The sequence below is a fragment of the Nostoc sp. DedQUE12b genome, assembly GCF_034530835.1.
In the GTDB taxonomy this organism is placed as follows: Bacteria; Cyanobacteriota; Cyanobacteriia; order Cyanobacteriales; family Nostocaceae; genus Nostoc.
Map to the genome: position 1 here is coordinate 13,730 of NZ_JAVRCI010000052.1, position 18,127 is coordinate 31,856.

The 18,127-nt window shown below is 42.2% G+C and carries 15 protein-coding genes; 7 read left to right on the top strand and 8 right to left on the bottom strand.

The annotated features are described in order from the left end of the window. Positions 1–76 precede the first annotated feature (76 nt). The 3 genes from clpX to tig all read right to left on the bottom strand — a co-directional run bounded on the left by clpX (position 77) and on the right by tig (position 3,904). On the bottom strand, positions 77–1,417 hold the full coding sequence (gene clpX, locus RMY16_RS22580; RefSeq protein WP_292775233.1) for an ATP-dependent protease ATP-binding subunit ClpX: 1,341 nt from the start codon (positions 1,415–1,417) through the stop codon (positions 77–79). A 9-nt stretch (positions 1,418–1,426) separates the two neighbouring features. Then, a complete protein-coding gene (gene clpP / locus RMY16_RS22585) occupies positions 1,427–2,125 on the bottom strand; it encodes an ATP-dependent Clp endopeptidase proteolytic subunit ClpP (protein ID WP_104905916.1) in 699 nt (232 codons plus the stop codon). Between the two features lie 339 nt (positions 2,126–2,464). Continuing rightward, the gene (tig, locus tag RMY16_RS22590; RefSeq protein WP_322738234.1) at positions 2,465–3,904 is read right to left on the bottom strand and encodes a trigger factor; all 1,440 of its coding nucleotides are present in this window, start codon (positions 3,902–3,904) and stop codon (positions 2,465–2,467) included. Between the two features lie 885 nt (positions 3,905–4,789). Between tig and RMY16_RS22595 the strand changes: the two genes are divergently transcribed. The 3 genes from RMY16_RS22595 (at position 4,790) to RMY16_RS22605 (ending at position 8,984) form a co-directional block, all read left to right on the top strand. Continuing rightward, a complete protein-coding gene (locus tag RMY16_RS22595) occupies positions 4,790–5,827 on the top strand; it encodes an aspartate-semialdehyde dehydrogenase (protein WP_322738235.1) in 1,038 nt (345 codons plus the stop codon). 218 nt (positions 5,828–6,045) lie between these two features. Continuing rightward, positions 6,046–6,930 (top strand): 4-hydroxy-tetrahydrodipicolinate synthase, encoded by an 885-nt coding sequence (dapA, locus tag RMY16_RS22600; protein ID WP_322738236.1) that lies wholly within the window; start codon positions 6,046–6,048, stop codon positions 6,928–6,930. Positions 6,931–7,211: 281 nt separating this feature from the next. Continuing rightward, complete coding sequence (locus RMY16_RS22605) at positions 7,212–8,984, top strand: ribonuclease J (RefSeq protein WP_322738237.1); 1,773 nt, start codon at positions 7,212–7,214, stop codon at positions 8,982–8,984. Between the two features lie 179 nt (positions 8,985–9,163). On the opposite strand, the gene RMY16_RS22610 is transcribed toward RMY16_RS22605, so the two are convergent. Next, positions 9,164–9,787: a hypothetical protein gene (locus RMY16_RS22610; RefSeq protein WP_322738238.1), complete on the bottom strand. Its 624-nt coding sequence runs from the start codon at positions 9,785–9,787 to the stop codon at positions 9,164–9,166. Between the two features lie 520 nt (positions 9,788–10,307). Here RMY16_RS22610 and RMY16_RS22615 point away from each other — a divergent pair. Further along, a complete protein-coding gene (locus RMY16_RS22615; protein ID WP_322668702.1) occupies positions 10,308–10,685 on the top strand; it encodes a Mo-dependent nitrogenase C-terminal domain-containing protein in 378 nt (125 codons plus the stop codon). Positions 10,686–10,788: 103 nt separating this feature from the next. On the opposite strand, the gene RMY16_RS22620 is transcribed toward RMY16_RS22615, so the two are convergent. Continuing rightward, positions 10,789–12,657: a caspase family protein gene (locus tag RMY16_RS22620; RefSeq protein ID WP_322738239.1), complete on the bottom strand. Its 1,869-nt coding sequence runs from the start codon at positions 12,655–12,657 to the stop codon at positions 10,789–10,791. 202 nt (positions 12,658–12,859) lie between these two features. Here RMY16_RS22620 and RMY16_RS22625 point away from each other — a divergent pair, with 202 nt between their 5' ends. The 3 genes from RMY16_RS22625 to RMY16_RS22635 all read left to right on the top strand — a co-directional run bounded on the left by RMY16_RS22625 (position 12,860) and on the right by RMY16_RS22635 (position 14,566). Continuing rightward, positions 12,860–13,351, top strand: coding sequence for a hypothetical protein (locus RMY16_RS22625; protein WP_094348614.1), 492 nt, complete (start codon positions 12,860–12,862; stop codon positions 13,349–13,351). A gap of 196 nt (positions 13,352–13,547) precedes the next feature. Further along, on the top strand, positions 13,548–13,721 hold the full coding sequence (gene rpmF, locus RMY16_RS22630; RefSeq protein ID WP_094328804.1) for a 50S ribosomal protein L32: 174 nt from the start codon (positions 13,548–13,550) through the stop codon (positions 13,719–13,721). Between the two features lie 239 nt (positions 13,722–13,960). Further along, complete coding sequence (locus tag RMY16_RS22635) at positions 13,961–14,566, top strand: sulfite oxidase-like oxidoreductase (protein ID WP_322668705.1); 606 nt, start codon at positions 13,961–13,963, stop codon at positions 14,564–14,566. 108 nt (positions 14,567–14,674) lie between these two features. Here RMY16_RS22635 and RMY16_RS22640 read toward each other — a convergent pair whose 3' ends face one another. The 3 genes from RMY16_RS22640 to RMY16_RS22650 form a co-directional block, all read right to left on the bottom strand. Then, complete coding sequence (locus RMY16_RS22640; protein ID WP_322738240.1) at positions 14,675–16,057, bottom strand: aldehyde dehydrogenase; 1,383 nt, start codon at positions 16,055–16,057, stop codon at positions 14,675–14,677. A 187-nt stretch (positions 16,058–16,244) separates the two neighbouring features. Then, positions 16,245–17,390 (bottom strand): hybrid sensor histidine kinase/response regulator, encoded by a 1,146-nt coding sequence (locus RMY16_RS22645; RefSeq protein WP_322738241.1) that lies wholly within the window; start codon positions 17,388–17,390, stop codon positions 16,245–16,247. A 65-nt stretch (positions 17,391–17,455) separates the two neighbouring features. Continuing rightward, entirely contained in the window at positions 17,456–17,686 is a 231-nt protein-coding gene (locus RMY16_RS22650) for a hypothetical protein (protein ID WP_322738242.1), read from the bottom strand. Positions 17,687–18,127: the final 441 nt, after the last annotated feature.

Consider the following 18,127-nt stretch of genomic DNA (forward strand, 5'->3'; position numbering starts at 1 on the left):
TTGTCATTAGTCCCTGGTATATGGTTATTATTCCTTATTTTTTAACCAATGACTAATGACCAATCACTAATGACTATTAAGCTGATTCTGGCTTCGGTAGTGAAGATGGATGGATTATCAGTTCAGCAGTCGATCGCTTCTCGACCATTTCCCTTGTAACTGTACAGCGTGTCACATCCTTACGGGATGGTAACTCATACATTACATCCAACATCAATTCTTCGACAATACCACGTAATGCTCTCGCACCAGTTTTACGGCGGTAAGCTTCTTGAGCGATCGCTCGTAAAGCATCTGCTTTAAAATCTAGCTGGACATTATCCATCTTCAGCAGCTTTTGGTACTGCTTCACTAGGGCGCTGCGTGGTTGAGTAAGAATCGCCATCAGCGCTTCTTCATCTAGCGGATCTACTACTGCTACCATTGGCATCCGCCCAATAAATTCTGGAATCAGGCCAAATTTTACTAAATCATCCGGTTCTAGATGGCGAAGCGTGTCTGCTGCTCGTTTCTCCTTCGATTGGCCTTCACCCGGTTGCACAAAGCCGATTGCTTTTTTGCCAACTCTCTGATCTACAATCTTTTCTAAGCCTACGAAGGCACCACCACAGACGAACAAAATATTACTTGTATCAATCTGGATACAGTCTTGATAAGGATGCTTACGCCCTCCTTGGGGTGGTACATTAGCGATCGTTCCCTCTAACATTTTCAGCAAGGCTTGCTGCACGCCTTCGCCAGAAACATCGCGGGTAATTGACGTGTTCTCGCTCTTACGAGCAATTTTGTCAATTTCGTCAATGTAAATAATTCCCCGTTGCGCTTCCTCTATATCCAAATCTGCCACCTGTAACAGTCGCAGCAAGATATTTTCCACATCTTCTCCCACATACCCAGCTTCCGTCAGTGTCGTCGCATCGGCTACGGCAAAGGGTACATCCAGGATTTTCGCTAGAGTTTGCGCTAAGAGAGTTTTGCCGCAACCAGTCGGCCCGATTAACAAGATATTGGACTTTTGCAGTTCTATAGCGTCATCCGCACCAGGTTTGCCACTAGCTTTAGATTGAATGACTGCCAGCCGCTTATAGTGATTGTAAACAGCTACTGACAGAACTTTCTTCGCTTCGTCTTGACCAATGACGTGTTCGTCTAGATACTTTTTAATCTCTCTTGGCTTGGGTATTTGATTAAACGAAATACTAGCAGAGTGAGTACGCCGTTTTTCAGGTGGCTCTGCTCTTGGTGCTGGTTGTGCTGCCGCACCATTAGTATCGAGTAACTCCTCGTCTAGTATTTCATTACACAAGTCAACGCATTCATCGCAGATGTAGACTCCCGGCCCTGCGATTAATTTACGCACCTGCTCTTGAGACTTGCCACAAAATGAACATTTCAAATGGGAGTCGTACTTAGACATACCAGCCTCTTATTTCAGAATGGTGACGTTTTCCCCTGCTACGGGAAGATTTTGCCTGGAAATGACCTGATCAATCAAACCGTAGTTTTTTGCCTCTTCTGCCGACATAAAAAAGTCGCGCTCAGTATCTGCTTCTATTCTTTCTAAGGGTTGACCAGTATGGTGAGCCATTAGCTGATTCAACTTAGCCTTAACGTAAAGAATTTCTCTGGCTTGAATTTCAATGTCAATGGCTTGACCTTGAGCGCCACCAAGTGGTTGGTGAATCATAATTCGGGAGTCGGGCAGAGACATTCGCTTACCGGCAGCCCCTGCTGTCAACAAAAATGCCCCCATGCTCGCGGCTAATCCAAAACAGATGGTAACAACATCAGGGCGAATTTGCTGTATTGTATCATAGATTGCCATCCCTGCGTAGACGGAGCCGCCAGGAGAATTAACATACAGTTGGATGTCTTTTTCTGAGTCTTCGGCGTCTAGGAATAACAACTGAGCCACAATTGAGTTAGCTACGGCATCGTCTATTGGCGTTCCTAAAAAGATAATCCGCTCTCGCAGCAGGCGGGAGTAGATGTCGAAAGCTCTTTCTCCCATGCCAGATTGCTCTATCACCATCGGCACGATGTTGCTAGGGCTGCTTAACTGGGAGTTAATGTTTATTCGACTTAAGTTGCTGATTGGGGAATTTCCCGACTGCGATTCAAGCATACAAGCTTTCTTTGACGATTATTTAGGACAAATTTTTCAGCAGCAGATGCTGCCTTTTCAACGAATGGAATTTTTATAAGCTACGTGTTAACCATTATGCCTCATATAATTTCCTCTCGTGTAACACAGTATCAAACTCAAGTGATAACAAGTGTCACTATTTGCCGAAAATTCATTAATTCTTTAATTATTCTGACTTAATCCCTGAGTTATAGGGCATTGGGCATGGGGCATGGGGCATTGGTTATTTCTCCCTCTACTTCCTCATCTCCCTTACCTTACCCATTTCACCAGTACTTTAACTCAGAACTGGTGAACTCATGGTTGTAGGATTTTTTATTATCCTTCTGTGACTTCTGTAGAAGTTTCGCTGTTTTCTTCCTCAGTCTGAGGTACATCAGCATCAGCATCTGATTCTGCGTCTTCCGTTTCCTCCGCAGTACTCAATGAACCTTCCGGTACAAGTTCAACTGATGAGTGTTCTAAGAGCCAATCAATGATTTTTTCGGTTAACAGTTCGTTTTCCACGATTGAGCGCAATTTATCTTCATCAACGTCCTGTTCCTCCGAGTACTGTTCCAAAAGTTCTGTGACTCTGGCTGCGATTTCTTCTGGTGTTACCTCGATAGATTCGCGTTTGCCGATTTCTCGTAAGGATAAGGAGCGTTTGATGCGTTCAATTGCTTCAGTACGCGATCGCTCCCGCAATTGCGGAATAATATCTTGAGTAAACAGCTTTCTCACATCCAATCCCTGCTGAGACAGCCGGATTGCTGTTTGCGTTAGCATTGCATCCACTTCTTGCTCAATCAAGGTTGTTGGTAAGTCAACTTCTACGTGCTTGAGCAGTTCCGTTAACAAGGCTTCCTGCTTATTGGTTTTTGTTTTGTCGTCTGCCTCTTTTTGATATCGTTCGACCAAAGAAGCACGTAACTCCTCTAAGGTTTCAAAATCGCTGATTTCCTGGGCGAAATCGTCATTTACTTCTGGTAGCTCCTTTTCCTTTAATTCTTTGAGCGTCACGGTGAAAGTTGCCGCTTTTCCAGCTAATTCTTCATTAGCATACGGATCTGGGAACTGCGCTGCAATTTCTTTGGTTTCTTCAGGATTCATCCCCACTATTCCCGAAATGAAGCCTGGAATAAACTTATCTTCCTGCAACTCAACTTGAAAATCAGTTGCTTCGGCTCCGGGAATCGGTTCTAGTTCAGCTGTTTCGTCCTCGCCCTCAGCTCTGGCGAATGAACCTTTAAAATCGACTACGGCAATATCGCCAATTTGGGCTGCACGTCCTTCCACAGGAATCAATGTCGCCAATTCTTGACGTTCTTTATCCAGAGTGTTCTCCACTTGCTCTGGATCGAACTTGACTTCTTCGGCCTTGGCTTGCAAATCAGTGTACTGCACTAGATTCACTTCTGGTTCTACATCCACCGCAGCCGAAATCGTTAGGGGTTTCCCAGGTTCATAATTATTAATCAAATCCTCGAAAGAGGAGCGCAATTGCGGCTGACCGATTGCTGGGATGGCTTCTTGTTTGACTGCTTGCTCAATACCATCTTGAATTAGTTCTTCCAATGCCGCTGCCTTGATTCGAGTTGTACCCAGCCGTTGTAGTAATATCGGCCGAGGCACCTTGCCTTTACGAAACCCAGGAATATTGGCAGTACTCGCTAAGTTTTTAATGACCTGTTCGTAAGTTTGCTTGGTAATTTCCGGCGTAATCTCTATTTCCAGGCCAATTTGGCTGGCGGGAAGTTTTTCCTGGGTAACTTTCATGCTTCGTCTCTAGTTTTCTGGTATTTTATACTCCGAGTACACACAAAACGCAATAAAATAATTGTTTACGTTTATGGCTTGATGTCTCTTAGGAGTAATGGGAGTTTGCCAAAAGGTCTTGTGACATCCAATGATGGATGTTTGTCCTGGGGCAAAGATCCAGTTTACTGCCAATTATCAAGGACTTGACATTTTACGTTCATAACAAATTGGTTAATGGGGCATTAGGCATTGGTTATTCTCCATCTTTACCTTGCTTTCCCTGCTACCTCATTATTCCTGCACTCCCGACTCCCCTCTGACTCTAAAACTTGGGAATTAATTATTCAGTGGGCTAATGCCGTGATATCCTGGTTCTCAAAGAGTGGTTAGTTCCCCCAGGTTAAAGTTATAGTATTGAGTCTAGCTATTATCTAGCTATTATTAAGTTGTGTGTGGTACGAGAGCGCATCTTTTACTTAACCGCATAGCTAAATTTTCAGTTGTGCTGGCTTTATGGATTTAGATCCTAGTATGTTCATCATATTGGTAAGCAAGTTTGCAACCATTACATTTGTTTTTTTACACGTAGGATGCTTAGTTAAACGCCTAAGTGCAGATATCTCCGTTCTTCTGATAAATGGCGGTTTGTTGTATAATAGATAGTTATAGTAGTTAAAATCGATTAAGAAAATAAATCATCGTTATTTGTAAATGCAACATCACTTAACTTATTAAACAATTAAAAAAATAAATGTATTAAATATATTAAAGATAGACTAAATTAGAGAAAATATAAATTTATTAAAAATGTATTTCCAGACTGCGATCGCTATTTAAATATAACTAAATTGTCAATTGTTCCAAGAAATTGCAGATTAAGTCTCTTATAAGGAGGAAGCAAGTTTGTCGAAATCCTATCGTTTAGCTATTTTAGGAGCTACTGGTGCAGTAGGCACAGAGTTGCTGGAATTATTAGAAAGTCGTAATTTTCCGGTTGCTGACTTGAAGTTATTGGCATCAGAGCGCAGTGTTGGGCGAACGCTGCGATTTAAAGGTGAAAATATACCAATAGAAGCAGTGAGCGATCGCGCCTTTGAAAATGTCGATATAGTACTAGCTAGTGCAGGCGGTTCCACATCTAAAACTTGGGCAGCAGTTGCTGTGGAAAAGGGCGCAGTGGTAATTGACAACTCCAGTGCCTTTCGGATGAACCCGGAAGTTCCCTTAATAGTTCCAGAGGTGAATCCCCAAGCCGCAGCGCATCATCAAGGCATTATCGCTAACCCCAACTGTACAACGATTTTGATGGCTGTGGCAGTCTGGCCATTGCATAAAGTTAAACCAGTGCAACGCATCGTCGCTGCAACCTACCAATCTGCTAGTGGTGCGGGTGCTAGAGCAATGGCAGAAGTCAAAACCCAAACAAGCGCTATACTACAAGGACAGCCACCGATTGCCGAGATATTGCCTTACCCATTGGCATTTAATTTATTCCCGCACAACTCCCCATTAAACGATTTGGGTTATTGTGAGGAAGAAATGAAAATGGTCAACGAAACCCGAAAAATATTTGGTACGCAGCAAATCAGAATCACTGCAACCTGTATACGGGTTCCCGTACTCCGCGCCCACTCAGAAGCCATTAATTTAGAATTTGGGACTCCCTTTAGTGCGAAGGAAGCCAGAGAAATTTTAAATTCCTCTCCTGGAGTAAAATTGTTAGAAGATTGGGGAACGAATCATTTTCCGATGCCAATTGAAGCAACTGGTCGAGATGAAGTTTTAGTGGGAAGAATTCGCCAGGATATTTCTCATCCTTGTGGCTTGGAATTATGGTTATGTGGCGACCAAATTCGCAAAGGCGCAGCATTGAATGCAGTACAAATCGCTGAGTTATTAGTAGAGAAAAATCTACTAAAACCATTAGCTATTAGTCATTAGTCACTTGTACTGAGCGTAGTCGTAAAGCCTGCGGCATAGCTACGCTTCGGGCGCAGCCTCTCCAAGAGTTGTATTAGTCATTAGTCATTGGTCATTAGTAAAGTGACAAAGGACTAATGGCAAAGTAAAAATGACACTTGAAAGCAATTTGCAGATAGGTTATTACAATAGAGAACCACCAAGATATAAAAACATGGGTAATCAGGAGTGAAAAAAGGGTGGGAGATTTTGGCAATGTTTTAACCGCTATGATTACGCCGTTTAAAGCAGATGGTAGTGTCAATTATGATGTAGCGGCAGAACTGGCGGCGCATCTAGCTAACAACGGTACAGATACATTGGTGATGTGCGGCACAACCGGAGAATCCCCGACATTAAGTTGGGATGAGGAATACCAGTTGTTTGTTGAGGTGTTGCAGTCTGTGGCCGGAAAAGCCAAGGTAATCGCAGGTTGTGGATCAAATTCCACCAAAGAAGCGATCGCAGCCACCCAAAAAGCGTCTAAAATAGGAGTACATGGTTCCTTACAAGTTGTTCCTTATTACAATAAACCGCCGCAAGCGGGATTGGAAGCGCACTTTAAGGCAATAGCACAAGCCTGTCCCGACTTGCCGTTGTTGTTGTATAATGTCCCCGGTCGTACCGGACAAAACCTTCAGCCAGAAACAGTTGCCCGGTTAGCTGAGGTTAGCAATATTGTCGGGATTAAAGAATCCACTGGTAATATAGATCAGGCTAGCGTTATTCGTCGCTTGACATCAAAAGAATTCCACATCTATTCTGGTGATGATTACATGACTTTGCCCTTGTTAGCGATCGGGGCAAAGGGCGTTGTAAGTGTGGCTTCTCATCTGGTAGGAAACCAACTACAGCAGATGATTCAAGCTTTTAGAGCGGGAAAAATTGAGGTAGCAAGCGAGATTCATCTCCAACTTTTCCCGTTGTTTAAAGCTCTATTTCTGACTTCAAATCCCATTCCAGTGAAAAAAGCACTGCAACTTCAAGGTTGGGAGGTTGGTTCAACTCGTCCGCCGCTATGTGAAGCTGATTTAGAAGTCAGTCAAAAATTAGAAGCGGTTCTGAAAGAACTTAGTTTAATTTAACCCCCAACTTATTTAAATGCTGGTAGTCTCCTCCTTGTCAAAGATACATATAAACAACGATCATAATTGTTCATAAGTTGCAATTTAAAAACCTGTGCTAGGACTGATAGATATACTATGAATCCTTGAGTTTTACAGTTGATTTTATTAAATAAAAAATTGAAATCTTCAATTAAAACTTGATTGCTTTGGGACTGACTTAAGAAACAGATGATGTTGTCTTAAATACAAGTTCGTTAACTATCAACTTAATTAACCACAAGTAACAATCTAAGGAGAAAATGGCTAAAAACGAAGCTAATAATTCCGCCTTGAAAATTATTCCTTTGGGCGGTTTACATGAAATTGGTAAAAATACGTGTCTTTTTGAGTATGACGATGAAATAATCCTGTTAGATGCAGGATTGGCTTTTCCCACAGAGGCGATGCATGGAGTCAATATTGTTTTACCAGATACAACCTATCTGCGGGAAAATCGCCACAAAATTAAAGGGATGATTGTTACTCATGGTCATGAAGACCATATTGGCGGTATTGCCTTTCATCTCAAGCAATTTGATATCCCGGTGATTTATGGGCCCAGACTAGCAATGGCAATGCTAGAGGGTAAATTAGAAGAAGCAGGAGTCCGCGATCGCACAGAAATCAGAACAGTTCTACCACGTGATGTAGTGCGGATTGGCAAAAACTTTTTAGTTGAATATATCCGTAATACCCACTCCATTGCAGATAGTTTCACTGTTGCCATTCATACTCCCCTGGGTGTGGTCATTCACACAGGGGATTTTAAAATTGACCATACCCCAGTGGATGGTGAAAAGTTTGACTTGCAACGCCTAGCAGAACATGGAGAAAAAGGCGTTCTTTGTTTACTCAGTGATTCCACTAACGCGGAAGTGCCAGGATTTACACCTTCAGAACGTTCAGTTTATCCCAATTTGGAGAGAGTATTTAGTCAAGCACCTGGGCGATTATTTGTCACTACCTTTGCTTCTAGCGTCCATCGCATCAACATGATTTTGGATATTGCCAAGAAGCAGAATCGTGTAGTGACAGTTGTCGGGCGTTCCATGCTGAACTTGATTGCTCATGCCCGCAATTTAGGTTATATCAAGTGTGAAGACAATCTGCTGCAACCATTGCACGCCGTCCGCAATCTACCCGATGAAAGAGTACTGATTTTAACTACAGGTTCTCAGGGTGAATTGATGGCAGCAATGACCCGCATTGCCAACCAAGAACATCCTCACATTAAAATCCGCCAAGGAGATACGGTAGTATTCTCTGCTAACCCAATTCCCGGAAATACGATCGCCGTAGTCAACACCATCGATAAGTTGATGATTCAAGGTGCGAAAGTGGTCTATGGACGAGATAAAGGAATTCACGTCTCCGGTCACGGCTGTCAGGAAGAACAAAAACTGATGATTGCCTTAACTCGACCCAAATTCTTTGTGCCATTTCACGGCGAACATCGAATGCTGGTGAAGCACGCAGAAACGGCTCAGAGTATGGGCATTCCCACAGAAAATATGATCATTATTCAGAATGGTGATATTGTCGAACTGACTGAAGATGCCATTCGCGTCGCTGGTAAAGTGCCATCTGGTATCGAATTGGTGGATACTACTAGTTCGGGTATGGTAAGTGCCAAAGTGCTGCAAGAACGGCAACGTATGGCTTCAGAAGGCATTATCACGATCGCAGCTGCCATTGATTGGAATGGTAAACTGTTAGCAAAACCAGAAACTCACCTCCGGGGTGTAGTTACAAGTGTAGAGCGATCGCTGTTACAAACCTGGGTAAAACAACGTATTGAAGAAATTCTCACTGTGCGCTGGACAGAATTTGCTCCTAGCGAAGGTGAAGCAGCAGATATAGACTGGGGTGGATTGCAAGGAACTTTAGAACGAGAATTGCAACGTTCCATTCGTCGGGAATTGCAATGTCAGCCATCTGTGACTTTATTGATGCAAATCCCTGATGAACCACCTGTGAAAGTTGCTGATGGCAGAAGACGACGGACTCGAACTGCTGCTCAGGTAGCATCATAGAGAATTTCAGGTAAAAATCTCATACAAAGAGAAGTTTGAGCAGTGGCTTTCACCGCTCAAATTTCGATTGGCGCAAAGACACAGAATTTTTCTGAACGTCTTTGCGCTTTCTTTTGTAATAGTTATAGAAATTATCTATAGTTCTTGGAGGCGATCTAACTTGTTAGATTGCGATCGCCTCAAGCAACTCCAACCAATATCTCTTCATTTTTATCGTCTGCTGAAAGATACAAATCTCTCCACTGCTCAAAGTGGTCAAGGTACCATCCTTCCCGACCTTCATCTCTTGCAAACAGTGTTTCAGGATCGATCTGTCGTAAAATGCTTGCTCCTTCACTGATTAGCTCACGGGATATCAGTCCCAATGACTCCTCTGCTGACAATAGAGTTGGAGCAAAAGTTTGATCTCCGAACATGAGCTTTTCAACAATCTCATCGGCATTCGCAAACTTTCTTCTCGATAGCTCTTGCGACAAACGTTTCTTGATCTCAGCAGATGATTTTTCTAGTGTTGCTGTTCTATCTTCAATCCCTGGATAGGCTTGACGAGTAAGCCTTAACTCAGACCGCAATTGTGCGATTACCCGATTTGCTTCTAGCTCAGATCCAAAAGTCTCTTGTTCTGTTTTGATAACATCTTCCAGGATTTCGTCAATCTCTTCAGGCTCAATTTCAAAAAAGCGGAAAATGCCGCAACCATAGGGGAAAAGATAAACTACAAGGATGCTGAGTGCCTTTTCACGTAGAAGCCGTGCATACAGCATACTGGAAGGAGGAATTGCGCTGTAGAGTACAGAAACCATAAGCAAGCTCATCTGATTTTAACGCTTCAGACTGTATCACTCTCAAATTGCCACTGCCAACCTAAGTTTTGTGAAATGCAATCGATTCTACTCGATCAAAAATCACTACTTTTACGGTATTCAGCCAGCGATGAACAGGACACACTTACGTGAGAAAGTGGGAACACGGAGAGGAAAAATGCCTTCTAGAGTATTACTGATGTTTATACTTAGCAAAAATTCTTTTAGAAAGACCTTATATTAAGTTCTGTAAATGTTACACTAAAACCTATCCAATGATGGATGTCTTTATTAAAATTTAAACTGTGTCAAGTTATGAACAAGATCGTAATATTACACTACCGATCCCCAGAAATTTGCGATTAACTTGACGTAGTAATAAATTAGGTTCTGACTTAAGTGGCTAATCAGGTATTACATTATATCGCAGTCAGAACGCGATTTTTCCGGGAAAGTTCGTTGCCACGTTGTATATATTCATCAAAAAGGTGAATAGCCTCAATAACACAGAGGGTGAACCATGAAGGTATTCGACAATACCACAAAAAAGATTTTTCTGGCTAGCTGGGTATCAATCAATCAAGCAGAGACTAGTGACGATAAAGTAACCCAGTTAAACCATTCTGCTTCCAAGCCTCACTGGGATATTCTCCAACCCCTACGGCAACGAGTAGAAAATATTCAAGTCCATGATCGCCAACTAGCTCACCGCTTGTGCAAACTGATTCCATCTCAGTGCCCCTTTGAGCGCGATGTCAAATTATTTGGCAAGACCTTGTTTCACATCCCACCCATGTGCAAGCTCAACCCCTTATATGAAGAAGTGGTTGGTTTACGTTTCCGAGCGCTGTGCTATCTAGCCGACGAATGTGGCGAAGATGTAACTCAGTACTGCTAATACTGAGCGCTGAGGCTAAAGTTATGAGTGAGGAGTTATGAGTGGTGAATTAAAAATATAACTCCTAACTCCTAACTCCTAAATATTTTTTACTATTTTTTTACTATTTCTTTTGCCATTTTTGGATGGCATCTTGAGCATCTTCGTAAGCGCCTGTCTCCTCTGGCACTAAAGCTGCCGTCGCAATTGCGGCTTTACGTTCTCCTTCGGCGGCGCGACGTTTTGCCAGGTCTAAAATTTTCTCACTCCATTTATTGATCGATTTTTGAGCAGTATCGAAGCCTGGTTGACCTGCTGGTACTTTCTTGGCAACTTCGATCGCCCGATTGTAGGTAGATGCCTGTTCGGGCTTAATTAAGGCATTCGCTGCATCTAAAAGAGTTTTGTTACTCACATACTGCTTACCCTCTAAGCGCCACAGGTTAATTGCTGCTTGTGCCTTCGCGTAGGGGGCTTCATCTTTGGTGATTAATCGAGCAGCAGCAATAGCGCTAGCATACTGTCTTTGTTTAGCACGACCCTCTGCTAAATCTAAAATCATCTGGCTCCAAATCTTAATATTCTCTTGAGCTTGTTCGTACAGTGGTTCACCGGGTTGAATTTTTCGGGCTGTAGCGATCGCCATGCTCAAATCGCTAGCCTGAGTTTGTCTGAGCGACATTTTCGCCAAGTCTAGTACTGCTTGATTTCGCTTTTTTGACTGAGAACTAGAGGCTATTTGGGCGCTAGATTGGTTGTTGAGTCTAACTGGTGGAGTGCGTAGGCGTAGCCCGTCGTAGACATCGCTTGGTAAATTCTCGACAACCTGGCGATCACTAACAGAAGCATTCGGTGATGCATTTGATACTTGCTTAATTCTAAAAGTTTCTTGATTACGCAGAAAAACTACGGCGATTAAACCTGCTACCAGCAAGCTGCCTCCGCTCCACAAGATAAACTGTTTCCAAAAAGGGATACTTGGCTGATTCGCTGGCAATCGCGAGACGTAACCTTTGGAAGAATTAGGAATAAATCTTCCTCTGGTATTCACTCCCAAGGAAGTTTCTGCCATTGGCTGGGAAACTAAGCTGCCTCCTGATTCCTGGACTTTTTTACCTTTCACCTGTTGGGAGGAGTTCACACTAACTTCTTTCCGAACTGCTGAAGTTTTAGAGTAATTGTCGAGGGGAGGAGCTGCCAGGGCAACAGCAAAGGATTCTTCTGGATAAATCACCGCTTCTGGCTGAACATCACTTTCCATTGCCAATTTTGGCAAGATTATTTGCTGTCTTGATGGGATGATAATGGCAGGGTTTTGGATAGGACGCCAGTGGTGGTGACATAATTTTGGCACGAGCAGGCTTAGGTAGCTTTCTAAATCTGCCAAGTTGCTGCCATTACCAGAACGTAAAGCTTCTAACAAAGCTGCTGTAAAGAATCCGTGACCTAGTTCGCTACTCTCATGGGAAAATTGCTCTGGTTGGCAAGAAAGAATTGTCGCCAGTTGTAGTTCTTGGGCTAGTTCTATTGTTTCTTCGCCAACAGGGGCATCTGCTTGAGTGCCAAAAGCGCGGTTGATATCGAGTAGTAGCAATACATTTAGGTCAGCAAGTTGCAGACTTTGCATTAGCGATCGCAATTCTATGCCGGTCTCTTGTACCAGTTCCGGGTTGCCCTCTGCTGGCATTAAGTAATCTTTGCCCTTGTAGTTGACTCCATAACCGCTAAAAAATAACCACAGATAGTCTTCCGGTTGCCAACTTGTTGCTGCCAAATCCTCAAGCAGCAACAAAATATTCTCCTTCGTCGGGTAAGTCGATCTATCCCCAATCGGCGGCGAAGTATCTGTCATCACTAGACAGTGCTTGGGGAGAAAACCTGCCTCTGTCACCAAAAAATCTTCTAGTGCCTCAGCATCTCCTTGGGCACAACTTAAAGGTTGAAATAACTGATATTGATTGATACCAATCGCGATCGCCCAGTAATTTGCCATCCCGCTCTTTGTCAGTTATTGTTGTTTGCTGGTCTTAAAATTGCGGTTGGCTTTGCCAAAAAAACAAAGCTAACCTATGTCTTATAGTCTAGGTGATTCTGATTGAATCTTAAGTTAGAATGTAATTTTTATTACGTTAATTAGCCGGAAAATACCTTTACCTAATTTCAATAACAGATTATTACTAAGGAGATAGAAGGTCATGAGCAAAATTTCTGCTCACCTACCATCATCGCTCGCTCCCTTTTCAGTTATTAGCCAAATTGCCAGAAGAATCCGGATAATTCCTTTAGTAGTTTTGCTTATATCTACTGTTCCTGCGTGGTTTTTGATGGAAGCGATCGCACCGCAGCTTGTGCGAGCTTACACCGCTAGAGTCGATCTAGCTATTGACCGCCTGCCAGAAGAAAACTATGAAACCGTTCTCAGGAGAGCGGAAGCGGTCGCTAGGGCAGCTGCTCAAAGGAGCTTCGATCAAGATATCTTGGTGACAGATGTTTCCATCATTGTATCCGTACAAAATTATGGAGCGATCGCACCAGTCCTGACATTAGATGTCAGTCGTCCTCAATGGCGATCGCGTCCTGATGCTCAAAATTGGGCCACTTACTTCAAAACTGCGCGATCTCTACTTTTCTTTGAAAATAACTCTAATCAAGTTCCAGCAGCTAGCGCTGTGTCAACGCCAAAATGACGGGTTGAGCTAGAAATCCGAGCCAAAGCTTTCTTGGCTCGGAACCTTGGGGGATTTAAAGAAAGTTATTCTTGCTGTTCCCGTGTCCTGGCGTCAGTCTTAACCCAACTTATTTATTCCTGACTCAACTGTTGTCTTTGGCGTCAGTGGATGGCCTAGAATAAGAAGGTTGTCAAGAATCGCGATATCTGCTGACATGGCTGTTCCTAAGAAGAAAACTTCCAAATCAAAACGAGATAAACGTCGAGCTACCTGGAGGCATAAAGCCGTCGTTGAAGCTCAGAAAGCCCTATCTCTGGGCAAATCAATTTTGACTGGACGTTCTACATTTGTTTATCCAGCTGCTGAAGAAGAGGAAGAAGAATCATAACAATTTAAAATTCAAAATTCAAAATTCAAAATGAAAGACATTTTCAGACGGGGGTTTAAACCCCGACTGAAACTCACAAGCTCATTAGATCGAAAAAAATTGGTAGTGAGTAATTGGAAATATCCATTACCCATTACCTATCATTCAAGAGTTCATATAAAGAGTAAAACATTTGGTGCTGTTGGCAACTCAGCAAAAAAGCTTGTAAACATCTTGAGAAAACTGATTTTTCTCTAACTATGCTAGGAAAATTTTTTCAAAAACCAGGTAAAGAAGAGGGCGATCGCGTCCCTCCTGGTCAACACTTAGCTAAAGGTTTTCCCGTATTAACTTACGGCGAAACTCCCCAAGTCAACACTGAGGAATGGGAGTTTCGAGTTTGGGGTTTAGCAAAATCTGCTACCTTTAGTTGGTCAGATTTTATGGCGCTACCTCAACACGAATTCACAGCTGACTTCCACTGTGTAACGCGCTGGTCTAAACTTGATGTCAAATGGACTGGCATTAAAGTTACAGATTTCATGGGTCTGATTGAATTAGACCCGAAAGTAGCCCACGTTATGGAACACTGCTATGGCGGCTACACCACCAATATTTCTGTAGAAGATTTTCTGCGTGAAGAAAACTTCTTTGCTTTTAAAGTCTTTGGTGAAGACCTTCCATCTGAACACGGTGGGCCAATGCGGCTAGTTGTCCCCCACCTCTACGCTTGGAAAAGTGCTAAGTGGATTAATGGTTTGGAATTTTTAGCTGCTGAAGAACTTGGTTTTTGGGAACGTAATGGCTACCATCGCCGTGGTGAACCTTGGGCTGAGGAGCGTTACAGCAACGCTTTTGGGATTTAATAGTTAGGAGTTAAGAGTTAGGAGAGACGCGATTAATCGCGTCTGTACAGGAGTTAGGAGTTGAGAGTTAAAAATTCATAACTCATAACTCCTAACTCCTAACTTTTTTTAACCCAGAAGTTTCTTGATGAACGGCAATTTGCCCTGATATGGAGCGTATCGCCATTTTAAATCGAGCCAGAAGGAGTTTTGCAATACACTTTTCTTATGTGAAAAGGTGTCAAAACTAGCTTTGCCGTGATAGTTGCCAATACCGCTATCTCCCACTCCACCAAATGGTAAAGACGAGACACCAACCTGCATAACTGTGTCGTTAATACAGACTCCACCAGAGGAAGTTTCCTGCAAAACTCGCTTTTGCAGGTTTTTATCTTGAGAAAATAAGTATAACGCCAAAGGTTTGGGTCTAGAGTTAATCAAGGCGATCGCTTCTGCAATGTCAGTATATTCAATGATGGGTAAAATGGGCCCAAAGATTTCTTCCTGCATGACAGAATCCTCTAGTGAGACATGATCAATCAGTGTTGGGGCAATATAACGCTCTGAAGGTTGATTTTCTCCACCGATAACAACTTCACCATCTTTGAGAAAACTCACCAACCTTTCAAAGTGTTTTTGACTGATAATCCGGGCATAATCAGGACTGCTTGCTGGATTCTTGCCATAAAATTCTTTTAAAGATTTTTCCAGACCATCTATTAAATCTTTCTTGATTGTTTTATTAACTAAAAGATAGTCGGGGGCGATACAAGTTTGTCCAGCATTAATAAATTTTCCCCAAGTAATTCGTCTGACGGTGTGTTCAAGATTAATGTCAGTATCTACAATGCAAGGACTTTTGCCTCCCAATTCTAAAGTCACTGGTGTGAGATATTTTGCCGCTGCTGCCATGATGATTTTGCCGACGGCTGTACCACCAGTAAAAAAGATATGGTCAAACTTTTCTGCAAGTAGTTTTTGACTTGCTTCCACGCCTCCTTCAATCACTGCAAGATAAGCAGGGTCAAAATGTTTAGCAATAATCTTAGCAATGACATCAGACGTATGAGAAGCAATTTCAGAAGGTTTGATAATTGCACAATTACCGGCTGCGATCGCACCTATTAACGGTGAGATAATTAACTGAAATGGATAGTTCCAAGGGCCGATAATTAAGACAACCCCTAATGGTTCTGGATAAATTTTCGCTGAGTAGGAAAAAAAATCCCAGGAAACCGCTGCTTTTTGGGGTTTACTCCAGTTTTGAAGATGTTTGATGGCGTAATCAATATCCTTAATTACGCTGATTTCTGTAAGGTAAGTTTCTACTTCTGGTTTATGTAAATCCGCTTGTAATGCCTCGACTATTGACTGTTCATGCTCAATGATTGCTTGCTTAAGATTTTTCAGTTGTTCAATGCGAAAATTTACATCTTTAGTTTTGCCCGTTTGAAAAAAATCTCGCTGAGTCTGGATAATATTGCCAATGTTAGATAATTCAGTGGTAATCATTGTTTTGTCCTATCAAAAACTATTTTTTTAATGCTATTATCTCAGCATATTTGATTTTTAAATTTTTAGCGTTTGATTTTCTAATTGTTTTTTTTACTTTAAAGTATCGCTAGATATAGTAAGATTATAAATTATGAATTGCCAGGATAAAAAACTCTAAAATTCATAATTTATAATTACTATTTTTTCATGATTTGGTGGGTAAAAGCACAATAAATACACTACCTTTGCCCAACTCAGAATTAAGCAGAATAATGCCTTGATGTGCCTCGACAATTCGACGAGCAAGATACAGTCCTAAGCCACTACCAGAACTCTTATGACTGCCTTGGCGAAATCGTTCAAAAATGGTAGCTTGTTCTTCAGGGGGAATACCTGGGCCTGTATCCGCTATTTCAATTCTAATGTAGTCAACGGAATTGGATGTTTCAGAGAACTGAGATTGATTACTTTTGTTGAACTGGCGTTGAGAAGTAAAACGAATAGTAATAGACCCGGAGTCGGTAAATTTGATTGCATTTCCGATGAGATTGGTAAATAGACGATGCAACTCCAAGCGATCGCCCATCACTGTGTTTGTGCTTGACTCTTCAGTAACGTCCAAATTTAGGGAGAGTTTTTTATCTTGAGCTAAGGGTGACAATTCTCCAGTCACTTCATCTAGCAATTGACCCAGATTAACTGGTTGAAACGCCAAACTTTTGCGACCCGCTTCAAAACGATAAACTTCCAATAAGGTATTGACCATAGAGAGCAGGTTGATATTGCTACGCGCCATGATGGTGATTACTTCCTGCATTTGCGGTGATAATGTTCCCAACGCCCCTTGCTGAAATAGCATTAACATACGATCGGCAGCTACCAAGGGAGTGCGTAAGTCGTGGGTGAGGCGGGAGACAAAATCTTCTCGCTGACGGGCAATTTCATCACGTTCATCCATACTATGCTTCAAACGTAGGAGCGATCGCACTCGTGCCAGCAATTCATCTACTGTTACAGGTTTGCGGATAAAATCATCAGCACCCAAGTCTAATCCGTGGGCGACATTGGGCGTATCGTGGGCAGTGATCAGTAGTATGGGGATATATAGCGGCAATTTCATATCTCCACGAATGTGCTTGGTAACTTCGTACCCGTCCATACCTGGCATCATCAAATCCAGTAGAACTAAGTCACAAGGAGAAGCTTTCAATTCAGCCAAAGCTGAAATACCATTTTCTGCGGTGCTAATGGTATAACCTTCTTCCTCCAAAATAGTTTTGATCAAAAACACGTTATCAGGAGAGTCATCGACAACCAGAATTTTGTCAGAGCGAAAAGATTGTGAAGTCATATAGATGAAAGGTACGGGGGAAAAGTAAATTTTTGATAAGGCTAGCTGTATTTGTAACAATTTGTCTAGCTATATGTGTATGAATCGTTCTCTTTTGTTGGCTCAGGCAGAGACTTTAAAGATGTTTTGAGCAAAATCCAATCAAGATAGAGTATAAGAATCTGCATTTTCAGAAAGTGGTTGAGACATTGAAAGCTTTCATCCCTCAGCAGCCATGCCCAGATTTTTTTCAGCAATAGCACTAGGATAACTTCAATAGATTTCTTGAGACTTAGAGTAATTAATATTTCTAACATTGCGATCGCCTCAGTTGCTTGACTGAGTTCAATGTTGCAATTTTGTTTTGTATTTATTTATTTGACTTGTTGTGACTTAGATTGACATATCTTGACTACCCACAAAACTATATAAATGCAAGCTAGACTGAGCTTTAAGGCGATTTCACATTAGGTATATGTCGTTACCAAGAGACTTTATGACACAACTAGAGCAATCTAAAACTTGCTGAAATTCTGCTGTGGAAAGAATTGCGATCGCACTTTCACCAGAAAGTAGGCGATTCGCTCATTCTCTAGAAGCGAGATTATCTAAAACTTGCTGGAATTGTGCTGTGTAAGGAATAGCGATCGCACTCTTACTATAAAACAGGCGATCGGCGTGTTATGCCAATACATCGGCGTGTTATGCCAATACATCGGCGTGTTATGCCAATACATTGGCGTGTTATGCCAATACAT